This is a genomic window from Polaribacter gangjinensis, from assembly GCF_038024125.1.
In the GTDB taxonomy this organism is placed as follows: Bacteria; Bacteroidota; Bacteroidia; order Flavobacteriales; family Flavobacteriaceae; genus Polaribacter; species Polaribacter gangjinensis.
Map to the genome: position 1 here is coordinate 2,749,495 of NZ_CP150662.1, position 20,285 is coordinate 2,769,779.

Consider the following 20,285-nt stretch of genomic DNA (forward strand, 5'->3'; position numbering starts at 1 on the left):
TTTGAGAGGTAACCCCAAAAAAGATGTTACTATGAAATATTTAAAAATTTGGTTGGTTCTTGGCTTATTGTCTTTTTCAGTTTCTTGTGGTCAGCAAAACAGGTTCATTCAGTATAAAGTAAAAGCTGGTGAAACCATGAGTACAATCGCCGAAAAGTTGAATATGAAAACGAAAGACTTGTTGCGTTTGAATCCGGATTTTACGGAGACACCCAAACCCAATTCGTTCATCATTGTTCCAGAAAACAAGTACGAACTTTTTAGAAATCAGCAAGTCAAAAATGGCGTAGTTATAGAAGAGGTTGATACCAATTCTATCAACAAACCCCTATCAGATAGAGAAAAGTTGATAGCGACTTTAAAAGAAAGTTATCTAATTTATGAAGTAAAAAAAGGCGATACTTTTTACAGTTTAGAGAAAAAATTCAATGTTACAAGAGGTGAATTGCTGTTGTTGAACCCAGAATTGAAAGAAGGTTTGAAAGAAAATAGCATTCTAAAAATCAAAGAGATTATTAAAGAATCAGCCATCAAGAAATCGACTTTTAGAGATGAAATCCGAACCAATTCAGCCGTAAAAGTAGCTTTGCTATTGCCTTTACGAAGTGATGCATTTGGGTATGACTCTATTTCGCCGAGAGAAATATTTTATAAAAACGGAAGTCTTGTAAATATCGCAACTGATTTTTATCTAGGAGCAGAAATCGCTGTTGATTCTCTTCGTAAAAGTGGTGTTGACATCGATTTGAGTGTGATGGATACAGGAGCTAGAAAAAGCAACCGCATTTCGTCTATAATATCCAATCAGAATTTGAATTCGAATGATGTAATTATCGGTCCTTTTTATTCAGAAGAGGCGCAAATGGTGGCCTCTGCTGTGAGCATTCCAGTGGTTTTTCCAATGTATTCAGCCAATCAATCAGAATTTAAAAATGCAAACATTATCAAAGCAGCTCCTGATAAAAAAATATTCAAAAAAGCACTGATTGACTATGTCAATGATGTTTTTGATCAAGGCAATTTGATTCTGGTGGGAGAACCAACTGCTACCCAAAGTATTAAAAATGAATTGAATATAAAGAATGGGACTCTTCGAATTTTAACTCCACAAAATGGAATGGTTCAGAAAGGGCGCTTTTTGGAAATTTTAAGACCTAATACTAAAAACTGGGTTATTATAGCTTCTAACAACGAAGTCATTATTTCGGATGTTGTGAATAGTTTGATCAGTTTGCCAAATGATACCAACGTAAACGTGTTTAGTTTCGATAAAGGAAGTGTGTATGATAAAATAGACAATTTGAAATTGGGTAAAATCGGATTTACGTATGTGAGTGAAGAATTTGTTGATGGAACATCTGAATCGTCACGAAGTTTTACCAAATTATATCAAGAAAAAAACAATACCTTACCTTCATTTTACGCTACCAAAGGTTTTGATATTACCTATGATATTTTGGTAAGATTGTCTTCGGGAAAGCGTTTGCAAGCTACGTTTAGAGAAGGAGCTACAGTGAGAGTGGATACCAAATTCGAGTATAAAAACAACGAAACTTTTGAAAATGAAGGAGTATTTATCCTTCAGATCAACAAAGATTTAAGCGTTACCAAATTGAGATAAACCACCTATAATTGAATTCTTTTGAAAAAGATAATTCAATTATATTTTTTTCATTTGTTGCTTCAACTGATTCATTTGTTCTTTGAACATGCCTTGTTTGTCTAGTTTTTTAGCTTCTGCTAATAACATGGTAGCTTCTCTTTTGCGTCTTTTTGTCATGGCAATTCCTGCCAATTGCATTTTTGCCAACGCCAAATCATGATTCATAGACAAGCCTAGTTTGATGGCTGTTTTAAAGTATTTTTCTGCTAAAGAAATGTTGGTTTGACTTACCATTAAGCCTTGTAAAAAATTATAATATCCATGTTGCTTTTGTGTCAAAGCAGCCTCAGGATTTTTGATATACGCCAACCATTTTTGTGCTCCAGGAAAATTTTGTTTTCTCAACTGTAAAAAAGCTAACAGAATGAATTCATTTTTGAAATAAAATAACACAAAAATACCAGCCAATAATAGGATAGAAATTCCATTCATGATGTGCACTTGACTGAATTCGTAAATTGCCCAAATTGTGATTAAAACGGCTAAAGCTAATTTTATATTTTTATGAAACATGGTTGTTGTCTATTATAATTTTACCGCGCAAAAATACATTTTCTTATTGAAAGACACTTAAAATTTGTTAGTACATTTTTAGAAATTGAAACGTTTAAAAGTTTCTATTGTTTAAAAGTTTCTATTGTTACAAATTTATAGCTTTCTAATATCTAATATCTAATATCTAATATCTAAAGGTTCTTTTTTCCATAAAATTTCTGATACTGAAACCAAGCAATGATTCCGAGAATGGTTACAAATCCCACAGAATAATACACCGCACTTGGTGTAATTACTTTATCACCACTTGCATAAGAATGCAATCCTGATAGGTAAAAATTCACTCCAAAATACGTCATCATGATGGATGCATATGCAATAATTGACCATAAATTAAATGTATATCTTCCTCGTAAACCAGGAATCAAACGCATGTGCAATACAAAAGCATAAATCATGATTGAAATTAGTGCCCAAGTTTCTTTTGGATCCCAACCCCAGTAACGTCCCCAACTTTCATTTGCCCACATACCGCCTAAAAAGTTTCCAATCGTTAGCATTACCACACCAACAGTCAATGCCATTTCATTGATAATGGTAATTTCTTTGATGTGAATTTCCATATTTTTCTTGTTTTTTTCACGTGTAAAAATTATCAAGAACAATGCAAAAACTCCCAATATCATTCCCAATGTTAAAGGTCCATAACTCGCTACAATGATTGATACATGCACCATCAACCACCAAGAATTCAACACAGGTTGTAGGTTTGCAATTTCAGGATCTAGCCAATTTAAACTGGCTGTAAACAAAATGATGGAAGTAACAAAGGTTGTTGCAGCAATAGTTAATGAAGATTTTCTGCCTAAGAAAAGTCCGAAAGCCATGGTAGCCCAACCCACATAAATGATGGATTCGTAGGCGTTACTCCAAGGCGCATTTCCACTGATATACCATCTGCTGAGCAATCCTAAGGTGTGCATCAAAAAGAGCAATAAGACCACTCCAATGAAAAACTTTACCGCATACGAAACCCATTTTTTCGCGTTGAAAATTTGTATGATGACAAAAACAATTAAAAACAAACTCGCCAATCCGTAATAACGCACCAATTTTTTGAAAATATTGTATTTGTTATAGGCAATTTCTAGTTCAATTTTCTTGTCAGAAGGATAAATGGCAGCTCCAAATTGTTGTTGATATTTTTTAATTCCGTCTAAAATTTGATTGGCTTTAGTATAATCATTTGTCTTTTTTGCTGATTGCAATAACTGCACATACAAAGGCAACGATTTACGAACAAAAACTGAGTCAGATGCTTTAAAACCCGTTTCAGCAAAGGTTTCTGGTTGAGAAACCCATTTGTTATTTTCGTCATTTGGAATCGGATAAATTTTTAAAATTCCACCTCCAATAGCGCTGTATAACAATCCAACTCTTCTGTCAATTTTGATGAGGTCTTGCTCAAATTTATTTTGAACTTTCTTTTTCTGAGCCTCAGCAACTTGTTCACGGATTTTATAATCGCCTCTGTCTGTAAAAAAGTCGGATAAACGTGCAAATCTTGTTGTATCTGCAATGCCCAATTGTTTTCTAATTTCAAGGTTTTGCTTTTCTAGATAAATTGCAGGAACCTCATACCAAAGTCTCGGATTTTCGATAATAGATAACAACACCTGACTTGGTTTCATGCCACGTAATTGCTCAGTCTGACTCACTTTTCGTACCAATTCAGAGGCAAAAGTATGTGCAGGTTTCATGCGTCCTCCAGCATCTTGAATTACCAATTTGTTGAAACTTTCAGCATGGTTTAAAGAAACTAAATTCGCTTGTAAAATAGAATCCACTTGCTGATCTGTAATTCGGAATGCATGAGGAGAATTTTGCTGGCTAAAACCCATGGTTGACACCAATAAAAAGGCGATAACTGCAGAGATTTGTTTCTTTTTTCGGATGTTTTGAAGTGATTTTTTCAAGCTATCAAATCGTGTATATTTTGCAAAAAAGAGGCTAATCATTCCTGTGTATAATAATGAATATCCTAAATATGTGATGAACGTTCCCCAAAAATCATGATTTACAGAAAGATGTGTTTGTTCAAATTCACCCGACAAATCGTAACTCGATTGAAAGAATTTATAACCTCCATAATCCAAAATATGATTCATGAAAATGCGGTAATCAAAAGTTTCGTCTTTGGCAATAACCGTTACTTCACTTGCATACGAAGCTGCACTTTCTGAACCAGGATATTTTTCCAATTGAAAATCATTCAGTTTTACACTAAAAGGAGTTTCTAAAGTTTTTGCGCCATACCACATTCTAAAATTTAAATTTCCAACTGAAAATTGCTCTAAATTATCGCTGTTGAATTTTCCACCAGTCAATTCAATTCTTTGTGTTTTTTCATCCGTAGAAACATCCAGCACAATCACATCTAATTTTTTGTCATCTTTTGCGCCACGAACGGTTTGCATTTTTCCTTTTTCAGGATATTGAGGTACTACAAAAGGCAATCCAGCAACGTTGTATAAAGCACGCAATTTAAAATCTTGAATACTGTCTTTAGCAAGATTTCCTGATTGTTGAGTTGCCATTACTTGAAACACTCCAGCTTCTTTAGCCAAGATTTTCAATGAATCATTTCGTTTGAAAATATTGATATTGGCTTCGTTGCTAGTGGTATTGAATCCGACTAAAACATTGTGAATATTTTGAATCGTACCAGATTTGATATAATGTTCGTGTCTTGATCCACTAGAAGATTCTACGAATAAAATGTGTTCTTCGCCATTTTCATCTGCTACTAATTTTTTTTCAGCCCATGGAATATAATCTGCTAAGGCAATACGAAAATTTTTGTCTTTAAAATTGTCTTCGTGAGACCAAGAATTTTTTCCCCAAGCGCTTAATAAAATAGGTTTGTTAACTTCATTTTTTTGAACTTCGCCATCATCTACCACATAATTCACATAAGTTGTTTCCGACAAAAAACGATTGGTAGTTTCTCCTTCATTGATTAGCATGATTCCCTCATAACCAATATAACGAGTAATAGCGGCACCAATGATGATGAAAAGAAATGCCACATGAAACATCATTACAGGCCATTTTTCTTTTTTGTATAATTGATATCGAAAAATATTTCCGAAAAAATTAATCACAAAAAACACCATGATGGCTTCAAACCACCAACTATTATAAACCAATGCTTTTGAAGTTTGAGTTCCGAAATCATTTTCTATAAAAGTGGCAACGCCCATAGCAGCAGCAAAAACCACAAATAACACAGCCATTAAACGAGTTGAGTAAAGAAAATTCAGTAATTTTTTCATCCTGATGAGGTAAAATTTTTAGTGTTGCAAATTTACGGATAAATGAGACAAACTTCCCTCGAAGAAACTTGTTTTTTGGTATTTAGAATTGTTAAATTTTATAGAAATTATTTTTTAAAATCAAGTTTTATTTGTTGAAGGCTTTTTGACGAATTTAAAAAAGCATCCACCACAAGCTGTTTGATTTCTTTTGAATCTTGGCTGAAGTAGCTTGTCCAAGCATCATTCTGTAACAATTCACGAATTTTTTTTAGTCTTTGTTGCGCCTCTACAAAAGAAAATATGGGTGCATTGTTTGAGGTTTTTTTAGATTGAATAGTTGCAGAATTTTGATAAAAATCAACCACTATCACAAAGTTTTTTTCTGAGGAATTTATGGGAAAAAAAGCATCCCAGGTAGCAAAACCAGTAATCCTTTGCTGGTTTTTAGTATGTTTTTTTCCAATGATTTTCCAATGACAATTGGCAACTCTTCCCCAGTGATTTGATTTTCTGTAAACCCCTTCTTTAGTGTAAAAATAAAGACTGTTAGCGTTGCTTTTGAAATGAGAATCTTTAGGGAAGTCAAAATTTTCAACTTCTTGAAATTCACAAAAAGTATGTTTGAAAAAATTGGTGTGATTGTAGTTTTTCAAAAAGAAGTTATTTATTACTTTGGATTTTACGCCACGAATTTCAACAATTTTCAATTCATTTGATAAAAAAAAACGCAATCAATTTCTTAACTGCGTTTTATACTTATTTATTTTGAGATCCCGTTTTCAACGAGATTAGTAATTCACGTAAAATTTCAAATGAAATTTTGGCTCTTTATTTATTTTACTTCTTCAAAATCAACATCTTCTACGCTATCCCCTTGATTTGCGTTTGAAGCACCTTGGTTTGCATTTGTATTTGCACCTCCAGCATTTGCCTGTTGTGCAGCATACATTTCTTCAGAAGCAGCTTTCCAAGCCTCATTGATTTTGTCCATTGCAGTATCAATTTGAGCCAAATCTTTTGATTCATATGCTTTTTTCAAATCTTCTAAAGCAGTTTCGATAGGCGCTTTTTTATCTGCAGACAATTTATCACCAAATTCTTTCAACTGTTTTTCAGTTTGGAAAATCATAGAATCAGCAGCATTGATTTTTTCAGCAGTTTCTCTTGCTTTTTTATCAGCATCTGCATTTGCTTCAGCTTCTCTACGCATTTTTTCAATTTCTTCTTGACTCAATCCAGAAGAAGCCTCAATACGAATGTCTTGTGTTTTGTTTGTTGCTTTGTCTGTTGCAGAAACTTTGATGATTCCGTTTGCATCGATATCAAAAGTTACTTCAATTTGAGGTACGCCTCTTCCAGCTGGTGGAATGCCATCTAAGTGGAAACGTCCAATCGTTTTATTGTCAGCAGCCATGGCTCTTTCTCCTTGCAACACATGGATTTCTACAGAAGGTTGATTGTCAACAGCCGTTGAAAACACTTGTGATTTTTTGGTTGGAATGGTTGTGTTTGCTTCAATTAATTTGGTGAATACATTCCCCATTGTTTCAATTCCGAGTGATAATGGCGTTACGTCTAATAACAATACGTCTTTTACATCACCAGATAAAACTCCCCCTTGAATTGCAGCACCTAAGGCCACTACTTCATCAGGATTTACTCCTTTACTTGGTGCTTTTCCGAAGAATTTTTCAACCGCTTCTTGTACAGCAGGAATTCTAGTAGAACCACCTACCAATACAATTTCATCAATATCCGATTTTGATAAACCTGCATTTTTCAGGGCAGTTTCACAAGGTTGAATGGTTCTTTTTACCAAATCATCAATCAATTGCTCAAATTTAGATCTTGACAACGTTCTTACCAAGTGTTTTGGACCAGAAGCAGTTGCAGTAATGTAAGGTAAGTTAACTTCTGTTGAAGCAGAACTTGACAACTCGATTTTTGCTTTTTCAGCAGCTTCTTTCAAACGTTGTAAAGCCATTGGATCTTTGGTTAAATCCATACCTTCTTCCGCTTTGAATTCGTTTGCTAACCAATCAATAATTTTTTGATCTACGTCATCACCACCTAAGTGAGTGTCACCATCAGTAGCTAACACTTCAAAAACGCCATCACCTAATTCTAAGATAGAAACGTCATGTGTTCCACCTCCAAAGTCAAAAACCACAATTTTTTTATCGTCATTAGATTTGTCTAAACCATACGCCAAAGCAGCAGCAGTAGGTTCGTTGATGATTCTACGAACTTTTAAACCCGCAATTTCTCCAGCTTCTTTAGTGGCTTGTCTTTGTGCGTCGTTAAAATATGCAGGCACTGTAATTACTGCTTCAGAAACATCTTGACCTAAGTAATCTTCTGCTGTTTTTTTCATTTTTTGTAATACCATAGCTGAAATTTCTTGTGGTGTATACAAACGACCATCGATTTCAACTCTTGGGGTATCATTATCTCCTTTCACTACTTTATAAGGAACTCTTTCTGCTTCTTTGTGAGATTCAGAAAATTTATTTCCCATAAAACGTTTGATAGAATACACGGTTTTAGTTGGATTTGTAACAGCTTGTCTTTTTGCTGGATCACCAATTTTGCGCTCACCACCTTCTACAAATGCTACAATTGAAGGGGTTGTTCTTTTTCCTTCTGCATTAGGGATTACAACAGGCTCATTTCCTTCCATTACAGAAACACACGAGTTTGTAGTTCCTAAATCGATTCCTATTATTTTACTCATAACTTTATTGATATTTAATTTTTAATTCAATTTTACGTTTACCAAATAGTCAAAGTGTATGCCAACCGTTTTTTTAGTTGAAAAATGACATATTTTGAATTTAATTTATTAGAAAATATGACAGATTGACACAAAAGCGTCAAAAATTGATCTAAAAATTGAGAGTATTTCGCTAGAAATTTTTCTTATATTTGAAAAATTCAATTTTCTACAAGATAAAATATTAACTAAAATTATAAAATCATGAGTAAATTTGACGAAAAAGTAGCTTTGTACAAAAAGTTTATGGACGATAGAGATATTCGTTCAAACACAGAATTATTAGCCGCAGTTACCAAAGGTTTGGGACCTTCTATTTACAATGCAGATTCAGAAACTGTTGCAGGATCTGACCCAAAAGAGTTAGAAACTATCAAAAATAACTTTTTGATTAAAAAATTAGGGTTGCCAGATGGACCTGAATTGGATGAGAAAATTGAAGAAGTTATGGAACGAATAGGAACCTCTGAACGAAAAAAATACAGAGCAGTTGTGTATTATATGCTGGTGAAAAAATTTGACAAAGAATCCGTTTACGGAATGTAATTTAAATATTATTTTATTTATCCTAAAAATCCAACTCATTCAGTTGGATTTTTTACATTTACGGCATTTTAAAATTTAAATATTACGAATGTCACAATTTATCAGTGTTTTTGATATGCTCAAAATAGGAGTAGGTCCTTCAAGTTCTCATACACTAGGACCTTGGAGAGCTGCGCAACAATGGATTTTAAAATTAAAAGAACAATACTTGTTTGACACACTAGATCGTGTTCAAGTAGATTTATACGGTTCTTTATCACTTACAGGAAAAGGACATGCTACTGATTTGGCTATTTTATTGGGCTTGAGCGAAGCTGACCCTGAATACATTCCTATTGAAGATATTTTTATCATCGTAGAAAGAATCAATACCCAAGAAGAACTTATTTTTAAAGGCGGAAAAACAATTCCTTTTCCCAAAAGTGCCATAAAATTTAATAGAGAATTTTTACCTTTTCATGCGAATGGTATTACTTTTCGAGGTTTTTCAGGAGAAAAGGAAATTTCAACTGAAACTTATTTTTCAATTGGAGGAGGATTTATTGTGCAAGAACATGATTCTCTGGAAGAAGAAATTGAAATAAATAAAAAAAACTTTCCCTTTCCTATAAATAGAGCTATTCAATTGGAAACGTATTGTGAAAGTCATCATTTATTGATTTCGGAAGTTGTTTTACAAAACGAATTGGTTTTACGAACTTCAGAAGAGATCGATTTTGAATTGCATCGAATTTGGGATACCATGCTCGAATCTATGTATTTAGGTTGTCATACAGAAGGAAAACTTCCAGGTGGACTCAATGTAAAAAGACGTGCTTTTGAAACCCATCAAAAATTGATCAAAGATGCAATTTATTCCAATCCAAAAGAATGGATAACTGCCATTAGAAGTACTGAAGTAAAATTCAGAGAAATTTTAAAATGGGTAAGTTGTTTGGCGCTTTCTGTTAATGAAGTAAATGCGGCTTTAGGTCGTGTTGTAACTGCGCCAACCAATGGAAGTGCAGGTGTAATTCCTGCTGTGTTGATGTATTATTTGGTCATTGAAAATCATCAAGCAGATTTTAGTCACATCAAAAGATTTTTATTAACGGCAGGTGAAATTGGAAGTATTTTTAAGAAAAATGCTACCATTTCTGCAGCAATGGGAGGTTGTCAGGCTGAAATCGGAGTTTCATCTGCAATGGCAGCAGCAGCTTTAGCAGAATTGATGGGAGGAACCCCAGCACAATGTTTGTCAGCAGCAGAAATAGCCATGGAACATCATCTAGGAATGACCTGCGATCCTATTGGAGGTTTGGTACAAGTTCCTTGTATTGAACGAAATTCTATGGGAGCTATCAAAGCAATTCATGCTGCAGAGATTGCTTTAGAAACCAATCCAAAAGAATCTTTAGTTCATTTAGATAATGTAATTGATACTATGTGGGAAACTGCCAAAGACATGAATAAAAATTACAAAGAAACCTCTGAAGGTGGTTTGGCTGTTACTGTTCGTTTGGCAGATTGTTAATTTATCTTGTAAAAACCAATTCGTTTTTTGACGACATATTTTCGTCAAAGCGATAGTTTTCAGTATCAAAATGTTTCAACTCATCAATAGTTTTCACATTGTTTTCAATGATATAACGCACCATTAATCCTCGTGCTTTTTTGGCAAAAGTCATGATGGTTTTGTACTGACCGTTTTTAAAATCCTTGAAAACAGGAGTAATCATAGGTACTTTTAACACTTTTTGATTGATGACTTTAAAATATTCTGAACTTGCTAAGTTGATCAGCAATTCATCATCTAACAATTCTTCGTTCAAAGCATTTGCGATTGTATCTCCCCAAAATTTGTACAAATTTTCTTTGGTGCCTACTTTTAGTTTTGTCCCCATTTCTAAACGATAAGGTTGCATTAAATCCAAAGGTTTTAAGATTCCGTATAAACCAGATAAAATTCGCAAGTTTTCTTGCAATAAGGGCAATTTTTCAATAGGTAAAGTATTTACATCTATACCTCTAAAAACTTCACCTGTAAATGCATAAATTGCTTGTTTGGAGTTTTCTGGTGAAAAAGGCGGTTGCCAAGTTTGGTTTCTTTCGTAATTCAACGCTGCTAAATCATCAGAAATTGACATTAAATCTGCTAATTTATTTTTTGAAAGTGTTTTTAATTTTTGATTCAGTTTGGCTGATTGCTCTAAAAAACGGGGCATTGTGTGCAAACTTGTTGGAACCTTACTTTCAAAATCTAACGATTTTGCTGGAGAAATAATGATTTTCATAAAATGCGTTTAATATTTAAAATCTGAATGTAAAAATACAAACCAAATTTTAAAAAGTGTTAGGATTTTGAAAGGTATCTTTGATATTTCTATTTATAAAATTGATAGATCAATTCTTTTTTGATTATATTTATTGATGGCTTCAAACTTTTTCACTTTTTAAAGGTCTAAGCTTCAAACTAATCTATTTTTCTTTGAGTAAAGAAGAGCAGCTATTGGCAAAACTTCGAAATCCGGCATTGAAAGACAGTGCTTTTAATGAATTGCTTGATACCTATCAAGAACGATTGTATTGGCATATCAGAAAAATTGTGATTACTCATGAAAATGCAGATGATGTGTTACAAAATACTTTTATCAGAGTGTATAAAAGTATTCAAAATTTTGAAGGAAAAAGTAGTTTGCATACGTGGATGTTTCGAATTGCGTATAATGAATCGCTTCGTTTTTTAGAGAAAAATAACAAAAAAGGGTATGAAATTTTAGATGATTTTTCTCCTAAGAGCACATCATCTGTTGCTGAAGATGCATTTTTTCATCCCGATGAAATTCAGCAAAAATTGCATCAAATTATTGATGGATTTACCGAAAAACAAAAGCGAGTTTTTCAAATGAAATATTTTGATGATTTGAGTTTTAAAGAGATTTCAGAAATCATTAATGTATCTGAAAGTACTTTAAAATCAGCTTATTATACTGCCGTAAAAGTTATAGAAGAAAAAATATTTTTATAAAACAAACTATATAAAAAAACTTGGGTCAAAGTAGTGATATGAAAAACAATAAGAAAACTCCGAACCAAAAATCATTTTTAGAAGGCAAGTATTCTAAAAATGTTTCCAAAAATCATGAAACCTATTTGGGAACAACAATTCCTGAAGGATATTTTGCGGCTTCAAAAATGGCTATTTTAGAGAAAATCAATCTTGAAAATGAGGCTCAAAAATCAAAAAAGAAAACTGTTTTTTGGTTACAACCTCGCTTTAAATATGCAGTTGCAGCTTCTTTAGTTTTATTATTTGGACTATCAGTTTGGTTTCAAAACATTCATCAACCAACAAAAAATAATACCTCTGATTTTGAACTGTTAACATTTTCAGAAGATGTTTTATTGAGTGCAGTTTTGTTAGAAGATGATCAAATGGATGCTTATTCAAACATCACTTTGATGAATGAAATTGTGATAAAAGCGGAACTTTCTGAACAAAAAATGGAAGACATGCTTTTGAATTCATTATTTGTAGAAGATTCATTATTAAATAATTACACAGAAAAAAACTTTATAGAATCTATTATTTTATAAAAAAAATGAAATTAATTTCAAACTAATTTTTAAAACTCAGTTCTAAGTAATCAGAAACAACTTTAAATAATCAAAATCATGAAAACAATCATCACATCAAAAAGATTTTTTACGAGACGTATCCAATCTTTCGCAACAATTTTAGTAACTATTGTTGCATTTACAGCTTGTTCAGAGCAAGCAACTATAGAAGAATTAGGCCTTGAAGATGCTGTTTTAATCGAAAAAATTGAAAGTGCATCAAAAATTACAGTAGATGCAGCTGCTCTACCAACAGCCACCAAAGCAACTTTTAATGATGAATTGGCTGATAGTTTTATTCAAAATGTGCAACTCGCTAAAGGTTTAGGCTATAAAGTTTCACTATATACAGACAACGAATCAAGAGTAGAAGCTACCAGTACAGTGTTTTTTTCAATGTCAGGAAAACAATTGAATGATCAAGACCAAAAACGAGGTTTTAGAAGAAATAAATGTTTTGAATTTGTTTTTCCAGTTGATTTTATCATGCCTGATGATTCTGCAATTACACTTGAAACCAAAGCTGATTGGGTGTTGATTAGAGAATGGTATCAAGCAAATCCTGGTGTAAAAGTGCGTCCTGAATTGCTATTTCCAGTAGATATTCAGTTAGAAGATGGAACAATTCAAACTTTATTGGATAGATCAGAATTGATGGCTGTAAAAGATGCTTGTAAAATGAACAGAGATAAAAGAAAATGTTTTAAATTTGAATTGCCAGTGACTTTTACAATGCCTGATGCTAGCGAAATTACAGTTAATGAAAGAGCTGATTTTCGTTTGATAAGACAATGGCATATTGCAAATCCAACAGTTACAGAAAAAGCGAGTTTGAATTTTCCAGTAACTATTATTTACAAAGATGCTTCAACAGCAATTATTACAGACGAAGCAGCTTTGATTGCAGCAAAAGTTGCTTGTAGAAATTAATTTATATCTTAGTAACCCTATTTCACTGAGTAAAACAACAAAAATGAATTCAAAGAACATCCTTTTTAAAACCATCTTATTTTTGATTATGTTTCAGAATATCAGTGTTTTTTCTCAAGAATCTAATTATGAGTTGATTAAAAAAGAGCTCACGAAAGAACAAAATGAATTGCTTGAAAAAGAACAAGAAATTTTGAAAGCGAATCGCGAAGCATTCAAAGCGTCCTTAACCAAAGAACAATTATTGATTTTAGAAGATAAAAATTTATCGAAAGATGAAATCAAAAATCGATTGATGGCAACGTTTTCTAAAGAACAAAAAAATATGGTTCGAAATCAGCAAATGCGTTTGCAAATGACTAGAGAAACATTTCGAAAATCATTGACAAATGAACAACGAAAAATGCTTAAGGAACGCATTGATAAGATAAGAAATGCCAGAGATAGAGGAGAACTTAAAGACGGGCCAAGAAATAGAAATTCTGATGGAAGAAATATTCGAAATAGAGGGAATTAGCATGTAATTTCTATGAGAAACATTCTCGAAATAATGAATAAGAAAATGAGATTTTTGGGGTTGCTATTGTTTTCAATAGCAACCTCTTTTTGTGCTTACAGTCAAGAAAAAGATGATGCTACCATTGATGCTTTGATTGATGAATTATTTTTTAATGACCAACAATTTATTGATGAAGTCTTAGAAACCAACTTTTCGTACAATTTTTTATACACATCTTTATCCTATAACAGCAACACTTTTTTCTCAGGACGAGATTCAGGAATAGATCAATTCAATGTAATTCCCCAAATATCTTATTATCATTCTTCAGGATTTAATGCGAGTATTTCTGGAATTTATTATCAAAATTTTGCGCCAAGTTGGGATTTTACAAGTGTTTCAGTAGGATATTTCAATTCGCTTGGAAAGTCAAGAAACATCATTTATAATTTAGGATACACCAAATATTTCTATGCTGATGATTTTGATGATTTTACCAATTCTATTGACATCAGTTTGGGAATTAGAAACAAAAAACGAACTTTAGGAACCACATTGTCAGGTTCATATATTTACGGAACAGACAATTCGTATCAATTGGTTTCTAATAGTTTTGTAAGTTTCAATTTGTACAGAACTACTCATTTTGCTTTGAGATTCAGACCTACTCTTAGTTTTGTTGTTGCCAATCAGACGTTTGGAAAATATACGTTACGGATTATAAATGGCAGAAGAGTTTTTGTATATTCAAGCACAGAAGTGTTTGATTTGTTAAACACACAATTGGGTTTTCCAATTTCGTTTTCAAAAAAATCTTGGGATGTTGAATTGGGTTATTATTTGAATTTACCAAATGCAGTTGCAGATGAAACTAACCTGAAAAACACGAGTTTTTTCGGATTTTCTGTAGGATATTTGTTTGATTTGTCTAAAAAGAAATAATTACTCTTCGTATTTAGAATGCTCAGCATAGGTGCGCCATTTTTCCAAGCAAGCTGTCATATCTTCAGGAATTTCAGAATCAAATTGTAAAAATTTTCCTGTAATTGGATGCGTAAATCCTAATGTTTTAGCATGCAAAGCTTGTCTTGGCAACACATTGAAACAATTTTGAACAAACTGTTTGTATTTGGTAAACGTTGTTCCTTTTAAAATTTCATTACCTCCATAACGTTCGTCATTAAAAAGTGTATGACCAATATGTTTGAAATGTGCTCTAATTTGATGCGTTCTTCCAGTTTCTAATTTGCATTGCACCAAAGTGACATACGTTAATCTTTCTAAAACTTTGTAATGTGTGATAGCTGGTTTTCCAAAATCTCCCTCAGGAAAAACATCCATTTGCAATCTGTTTTTAAAACTACGTCCAATATTGCCTTCAATAGTCCCTTCATCTTCATCAATTGTTCCCCAAACTATAGCATAATAAAATCTTTCTGTTGTTCTGTCAAAAAATTGTTTGGATAAATTTGCCATTGCAAATTCGGTTTTGGCAATCACCAGTAAACCACTGGTGTCTTTATCAATTCTATGCACCAAACCTGGCCTTTCATTAGAGTTTGTAGGTAAATTTTCAATATGATGAATCAAACCATTTACCAACGTTCCTGAATAATTGCCATGTCCTGGATGCACCACCATTCCTGCAGGTTTGTTTACTACAATCACGGTTTCATCTTCATAGACAATATCCAAAGAGATATTTTCTGCAACCAATAAATTTTCATGAGGAGGATGACTCAAAACAACACGAACTACATCATGAGGTTTAACTTTGTAGTTTTGTTTTACAACAACATCATTTACTAAAATATTACCTGCTTTTGCAGCTTGTTGTACTTTATTTCTTGTAGCGTTTTCGATGAAATTCATCAAAAATTTGTCCACTCGCAAAGGCACTTGTCCAACACTCGCTACAAATCTGTAATGTTCATACAGATCATCATTTTCAATCTCTAAATTCTCGTTTTCTATCAAAATATGGTTGCTATTTTTAACTAATTAAAAATCAACATCGTCATTAATACTATCTGTTTGAGCAGAATTTTGCCCCATACCACCATCACCCAAAACCAATGTTATTTCTGAGTTTTTTTGCAATTTTTCATTCGGATTTAAGATTTTTCCATTGTGACGCATTCCTCTTACTACATCTTTTCCAATGTCATTTATATAAATAAAATCTTGGCTAACTTTAAATCCAATTGCACGTAACTCAGAAATTGCTTGTCTTTTGGTTCGTCCGTTTAAATTCGGAATCGTAACATCTCTATATCTTGACGGGTTTAATGTCAAGTAAATTTTTCGTTTTTCTTTTACAAATTCTCCAGCTTCCGGATTTTGCTCAATCACCGAAAATTTTGGATACTCAGGATTGTAACTAGCGCTATCAATTACAATATAATCTAAGTCCAAGTCATTCAATTTCAAAGCAGCTTCTTCAATGGAAAGTTTACTCAAATTCGGAACTTCAATTTTTTGATTGTGATTTGTAGAAAATCTTAAAACGACTTTGATTACAAATACAAAAACTATCAATCCAACAAAAGCAATAAGGATTTGTTTGAAAAAAAGTTTACTCTTTACGAACTGAACGATACTCATAACTGGCTTTTTTGATAATTTACAAAGATATAAAAACTAAACGTCGTGAAATCTATTTATATTTTGATAAATTTGTTACATATATCGTTACATAAATGAAAAAAAATATTGCCATTGTAATGGGTGGTTATTCATCCGAAGTAAACATTTCTTTAAAAAGTGGAAATGTGGTTTACAAACATTTAGATAGAGAAAAATATATGCCTTTTCGGGTACATATTTTAAAAGAAAAATGGGTTGCTTTGGATGATGCAAACAACGAATATCCAATTGATAAAAACGATTTTTCATTTTTGATGGATGTAAAATTGATAAAATTCGATGTTGTTTTCAATGCAATTCATGGAAATCCTGGAGAAAATGGGGTTTTATTAGCCTATTTTGATTTGTTAGGAATCCGTTACACTTCAGCACCTTTTTATCAAATGGCATTGACTTTTAACAAACGAGATACGTTGAGTGTTTTGAAACAATATGGTATTCAAACTGCAAAATCAGTTTTTTTAAACAAAGGAGATGTCATTAATATTGATGAAATTATTGATAAAGTTGGCTTGCCTTGTTTTGTAAAACCCAACAATGCTGGTTCAAGTTACGGAATTTCAAAAGTGTATGAAAAAACAGCAATGTTGGCAGCACTTGAAAAAGCGTACAAAGAAGATGCTGAAATTTTGATTGAATCTTTTTTAGACGGAACAGAAGTTTCAGTTGGAGTAATTCAATATCAAAATGCATTGAAAGTTTTACCAATTACTGAGATTGTTTCCGAAAATGATTTTTTTGATTACGAAGCAAAATACGAAGGAAAATCTCAAGAAATTACACCTGCCAGAATTTCATCAAAAGTTCAAGAAAGAGTAGAAGAGGTTGCTAAAAAAGTCTATAAAGTATTGAATATGAAAGGTTTTTCGCGTTCAGAATATATTTTGGTTAATGACGAGCCTTTTTTCTTAGAAATGAATACAGTTCCTGGAATGACAGAAGAAAGCATTTTGCCACAACAAGCTGCTGCTGCAGGAATTTCCTTGAAAGAATTATTTGATAATGCCATTCAAATGGCTTTAAATTAAACATATGAATAGAGCTGTTTTTCCAGGATCTTTTGATCCAATTACGTTAGGTCACTCTGATATTATTGAACGTGGATCTAAACTTTTTGATGAACTCATCATTGCAATTGGAATCAATGCTGATAAAAAATACATGTTTTCACTGGAACAACGCAAGCAGTTTATTGAAGAGGCTTTTAAAGACAATCCTAAAATTAAAGTGGTGACGTATTCAGGGTTGACTATCGATTTTTGCAAAGAAAATGATGTTGATTACATTTTAAGAGGTTTGCGAAATCCTGCAGATTTTGAGTTTGAAAAAGCCATTGCACATACCAACAGGCATTTATCATCTATTGAAACCGTATTTTTATTAACGGCTGCAAGAACCTCTTATATTTCTTCGTCAATTGTAAGAGACGTGATTCGAAATAATGGCGATTATACCAAATTAGTTCCAAAATCAGTAATTGTAAATAAAAAGTAACCAAGTTGAATTTTTTAAACAACATTGATCTTTAATACTTTAGAAATAACTATGACACAAAGAACACAAAGAAGGCACAAAAAACACAAAGTTATTTTGGTTTTAAAGAAAAACTCTTTGTGAAACTTTGAGTCTTCTTTGTGTAACTTCGTGGAATAGCTAAAAATAATTAAGTATGAATGAGAATGAGTTGTCAAATATCATTATAGGTTGTGCGATTGAAGTTCACAAACAATTAGGTCCTGGTTTACTTGAATCAGCTTATCAAGAATGTTTATATTTTGAATTAAAGAACAAAGGTTTGGAAGTAATTAAAGAAAAACCAATGCCAATTATTTATAAAGAAGTAAAATTAGATCACGGATATCGTATTGATTTGCTCGTGGAAAACAAAGTTGTAATCGAAATAAAGTTGGTTGAAATGTTTACAGATGTACACACAGCACAGGTTTTAAAATATCTTAAATTGGGTAATTATAAGCTTGGTTTATTGTTAAATTTTCAAGTTACAACTTTAAAAAATGGGCTAAAAAGAATAATTAATTAATAAAATTTAAACTCAATAAATGTATAAAACAATCCAAAAGTTTTTAATTTTTTCAATACTTATTTTATTGCTTTCATGTGCTGGAAATAAAAATACAGCAACAGATTTTACCACACTTTTTGAAAAATCAAAGGGAACTGAAACTCCTGAATACAAAGAAGTTATCAATTATTACCAGCAGCTTTCAGCTACTTTTGATCAAATTTCTATGTTTACTTTTGGTCAAACAGATTCTGGAGAACCTTTGCATTTGGTGGTATATAATCAACAAGGAATTAAAAATATTGATGAAATTAAAAATTCGTCAAAAAATAAAATCCTAATAAATAACGGAATTCATCCAGGTGAATCTGATGGTATTGATGCTTCCATGCTCTTGTTGAGAGATTTGGTTCAAAGCGATTCTTTGAAAAAAAAATATCAAAACTCCATCATTTGCATCATTCCTGTATATAATATTGGAGGAGCTTTGAACAGAAATTCCCACTCACGAACCAATCAAAATGGACCTTTAGCATATGGTTTTAGAGGAAATGCCAGAAATTATGATTTGAATCGCGATTTTATAAAACAAGATACCAAAAATGCAGCTGCGTTTGCGGAGATTTTTCACGCAGTAAATCCGGATGTTTTTATTGATAATCATGTAAGTAATGGTGCTGATTATCAATATGCAATCACACATTTATTTACACAACATAACAAATTAGGAGGGAGTTTAGGAACTTTTTTAGAAAAAACAATGCGTCCTGAAATCGAAAATTCGTTGTTGAAAAAAGGCATTGATATTACACCTTATGTAAACGTTTGGGGAACAACTCCTGAAGCTGGATTTTCGCAATTTTTTGATTCTCCAAGATATTCTACAGGGTATACAACGCTGTTTCATACGTTGGGTTTGATGGTGGAAACACACATGTTAAAACCCTATAAAACTAGAGTAGAACAAACCTATGAATTGCTTTTTGCTGCTTTTGATTTTACGGAACGTAATTCTAAAAAAATCAAAGAATTACGAACAAAAGCAACTCAAGAAATTTTAGCAAAAAAAACCTATCCAATTCAGTATAAAGTTGATGAAGCACAATTCAGAATTTTAAATTTTAAAGGATTTGAAGGTGAAATGATAGACAGTAAAGTGACTACTGGGAAACGTTTATTTTATGATCAAAACAAACCTTTTGTAAAAGAAATCAAGTATTTTGATTCCTTTAAAACGACCAAAGAAATCGAAATTCCGAAAGCGTATATTTTGCAACAAGGTTGGCATGACGTTTTAGAGCGATTGAAAAATAATCAAATTGAATTCACTCGTTTTGAAAAAGACACGACCATTGTAGTTACTGTAAATCATATCGCTGATTTTAAGACACAAAATTCACCTTATGAAGGGCATTATTTGCATTACAACACTTCAGTTTCTAAAAAAACTGAAAATTTCACTTTCAAAAAAGGAGATATTTTCATTCCTACAAATCAACAAGGAATTCGTTATTTACTAGAAACCCTAGAAGCAGAAGCTACAGATTCGTTTTTCAATTGGAACTTTTTTGATACGATTTTGCAACAAAAAGAAGGCTATTCTGCCTATGTTTTTGAGGATATTGCTCATAAAATTTTGATGGAAAATCCGGCTTTACAAAAGCTGTTGGATGAAAAACTAAAATCAGAGGCAGATTTTGCAAAAAATCCAAGAGCACAATTGGATTTTGTTTTCAAAAACTCACCGCATTATGAAAAAGCGCATTTGCGTTTACCTATTTTTAAAATATTCTGAC

General features: G+C 32.3%; 19 protein-coding genes. 12 read left to right on the plus strand and 7 right to left on the minus strand.

All coding sequences use genetic code 11. The features are described from left to right. The first annotated feature begins 31 nt into the window (after nucleotides 1-31). Nucleotides 32-1,621, plus strand: a complete 1,590-nt coding sequence (locus WHA43_RS12050) for a LysM peptidoglycan-binding domain-containing protein (protein WP_105044983.1) — start codon at nucleotides 32-34, stop codon at nucleotides 1,619-1,621. 39 nt (nucleotides 1,622-1,660) lie between these two features. On the opposite strand, the gene WHA43_RS12055 is transcribed toward WHA43_RS12050, so the two are convergent. The 4 genes from WHA43_RS12055 to dnaK all read right to left on the minus strand — a co-directional run bounded on the left by WHA43_RS12055 (nucleotide 1,661) and on the right by dnaK (nucleotide 8,209). After that, nucleotides 1,661-2,176: a hypothetical protein gene (locus tag WHA43_RS12055; protein WP_105044984.1), complete on the minus strand. Its 516-nt coding sequence runs from the start codon at nucleotides 2,174-2,176 to the stop codon at nucleotides 1,661-1,663. Between the two features lie 173 nt (nucleotides 2,177-2,349). Then, nucleotides 2,350-5,493, minus strand: coding sequence for a cytochrome c biogenesis protein CcsA (gene ccsA, locus WHA43_RS12060; protein ID WP_105044985.1), 3,144 nt, complete (start codon nucleotides 5,491-5,493; stop codon nucleotides 2,350-2,352). Between the two features lie 107 nt (nucleotides 5,494-5,600). Then, nucleotides 5,601-6,182 carry a hypothetical protein gene (locus WHA43_RS12065; RefSeq protein ID WP_244904420.1) on the minus strand — a complete coding sequence of 194 codons (582 nt, stop codon included), beginning with the start codon at nucleotides 6,180-6,182 and terminating at the stop codon, nucleotides 5,601-5,603. Between the two features lie 125 nt (nucleotides 6,183-6,307). Then, on the minus strand, nucleotides 6,308-8,209 hold the full coding sequence (gene dnaK, locus WHA43_RS12070; protein WP_226742825.1) for a molecular chaperone DnaK: 1,902 nt from the start codon (nucleotides 8,207-8,209) through the stop codon (nucleotides 6,308-6,310). A 243-nt stretch (nucleotides 8,210-8,452) separates the two neighbouring features. Here dnaK and WHA43_RS12075 point away from each other — a divergent pair, with 243 nt between their 5' ends. Then, entirely contained in the window at nucleotides 8,453-8,794 is a 342-nt protein-coding gene (locus WHA43_RS12075; protein ID WP_105044988.1) for a DUF2853 family protein, read from the plus strand. 88 nt (nucleotides 8,795-8,882) lie between these two features. Then, nucleotides 8,883-10,307, plus strand: coding sequence for an L-serine ammonia-lyase (locus WHA43_RS12080; protein ID WP_105044989.1), 1,425 nt, complete (start codon nucleotides 8,883-8,885; stop codon nucleotides 10,305-10,307). Nucleotide 10,308: 1 nt separating this feature from the next. On the opposite strand, the gene yaaA is transcribed toward WHA43_RS12080, so the two are convergent. Further along, the gene (gene yaaA / locus WHA43_RS12085; RefSeq protein ID WP_105044990.1) at nucleotides 10,309-11,067 is read right to left on the minus strand and encodes a peroxide stress protein YaaA; all 759 of its coding nucleotides are present in this window, start codon (nucleotides 11,065-11,067) and stop codon (nucleotides 10,309-10,311) included. Between the two features lie 194 nt (nucleotides 11,068-11,261). Between yaaA and WHA43_RS12090 the strand changes: the two genes are divergently transcribed. The 5 genes from WHA43_RS12090 to WHA43_RS12110 all read left to right on the plus strand — a co-directional run bounded on the left by WHA43_RS12090 (nucleotide 11,262) and on the right by WHA43_RS12110 (nucleotide 14,762). Continuing rightward, the gene (locus tag WHA43_RS12090; RefSeq protein WP_105044991.1) at nucleotides 11,262-11,801 is read left to right on the plus strand and encodes an RNA polymerase sigma factor; all 540 of its coding nucleotides are present in this window, start codon (nucleotides 11,262-11,264) and stop codon (nucleotides 11,799-11,801) included. Between the two features lie 38 nt (nucleotides 11,802-11,839). Further along, nucleotides 11,840-12,370 (plus strand): hypothetical protein, encoded by a 531-nt coding sequence (locus WHA43_RS12095; protein ID WP_146104867.1) that lies wholly within the window; start codon nucleotides 11,840-11,842, stop codon nucleotides 12,368-12,370. A 78-nt stretch (nucleotides 12,371-12,448) separates the two neighbouring features. Then, nucleotides 12,449-13,321, plus strand: coding sequence for a hypothetical protein (locus WHA43_RS12100; RefSeq protein ID WP_105044993.1), 873 nt, complete (start codon nucleotides 12,449-12,451; stop codon nucleotides 13,319-13,321). Between the two features lie 43 nt (nucleotides 13,322-13,364). Next, the gene (locus WHA43_RS12105; protein ID WP_146104868.1) at nucleotides 13,365-13,838 is read left to right on the plus strand and encodes a hypothetical protein; all 474 of its coding nucleotides are present in this window, start codon (nucleotides 13,365-13,367) and stop codon (nucleotides 13,836-13,838) included. A 12-nt stretch (nucleotides 13,839-13,850) separates the two neighbouring features. Continuing rightward, nucleotides 13,851-14,762 carry a hypothetical protein gene (locus WHA43_RS12110; RefSeq protein ID WP_146104869.1) on the plus strand — a complete coding sequence of 304 codons (912 nt, stop codon included), beginning with the start codon at nucleotides 13,851-13,853 and terminating at the stop codon, nucleotides 14,760-14,762. On the opposite strand, the gene WHA43_RS12115 is transcribed toward WHA43_RS12110, so the two are convergent. Both WHA43_RS12115 and WHA43_RS12120 read right to left on the minus strand, forming a co-directional pair. Beyond that, entirely contained in the window at nucleotides 14,763-15,797 is a 1,035-nt protein-coding gene (locus WHA43_RS12115; RefSeq protein ID WP_105044996.1) for an RluA family pseudouridine synthase, read from the minus strand. Between the two features lie 24 nt (nucleotides 15,798-15,821). Further along, nucleotides 15,822-16,424, minus strand: coding sequence for a PASTA domain-containing protein (locus tag WHA43_RS12120; protein WP_105044997.1), 603 nt, complete (start codon nucleotides 16,422-16,424; stop codon nucleotides 15,822-15,824). Between the two features lie 95 nt (nucleotides 16,425-16,519). Here WHA43_RS12120 and WHA43_RS12125 point away from each other — a divergent pair, with 95 nt between their 5' ends. The 4 genes from WHA43_RS12125 (at nucleotide 16,520) to WHA43_RS12140 (ending at nucleotide 20,284) form a co-directional block, all read left to right on the plus strand. Next, complete coding sequence (locus WHA43_RS12125; RefSeq protein ID WP_105044998.1) at nucleotides 16,520-17,494, plus strand: D-alanine--D-alanine ligase; 975 nt, start codon at nucleotides 16,520-16,522, stop codon at nucleotides 17,492-17,494. 4 nt (nucleotides 17,495-17,498) lie between these two features. Continuing rightward, nucleotides 17,499-17,960, plus strand: a complete 462-nt coding sequence (gene coaD / locus WHA43_RS12130; protein WP_105044999.1) for a pantetheine-phosphate adenylyltransferase — start codon at nucleotides 17,499-17,501, stop codon at nucleotides 17,958-17,960. Between the two features lie 175 nt (nucleotides 17,961-18,135). Next, on the plus strand, nucleotides 18,136-18,507 hold the full coding sequence (locus tag WHA43_RS12135; protein WP_105045000.1) for a GxxExxY protein: 372 nt from the start codon (nucleotides 18,136-18,138) through the stop codon (nucleotides 18,505-18,507). A gap of 19 nt (nucleotides 18,508-18,526) precedes the next feature. Then, complete coding sequence (locus WHA43_RS12140) at nucleotides 18,527-20,284, plus strand: M14 family metallopeptidase (protein WP_105045001.1); 1,758 nt, start codon at nucleotides 18,527-18,529, stop codon at nucleotides 20,282-20,284. Nucleotide 20,285 lies beyond the last annotated feature (1 nt).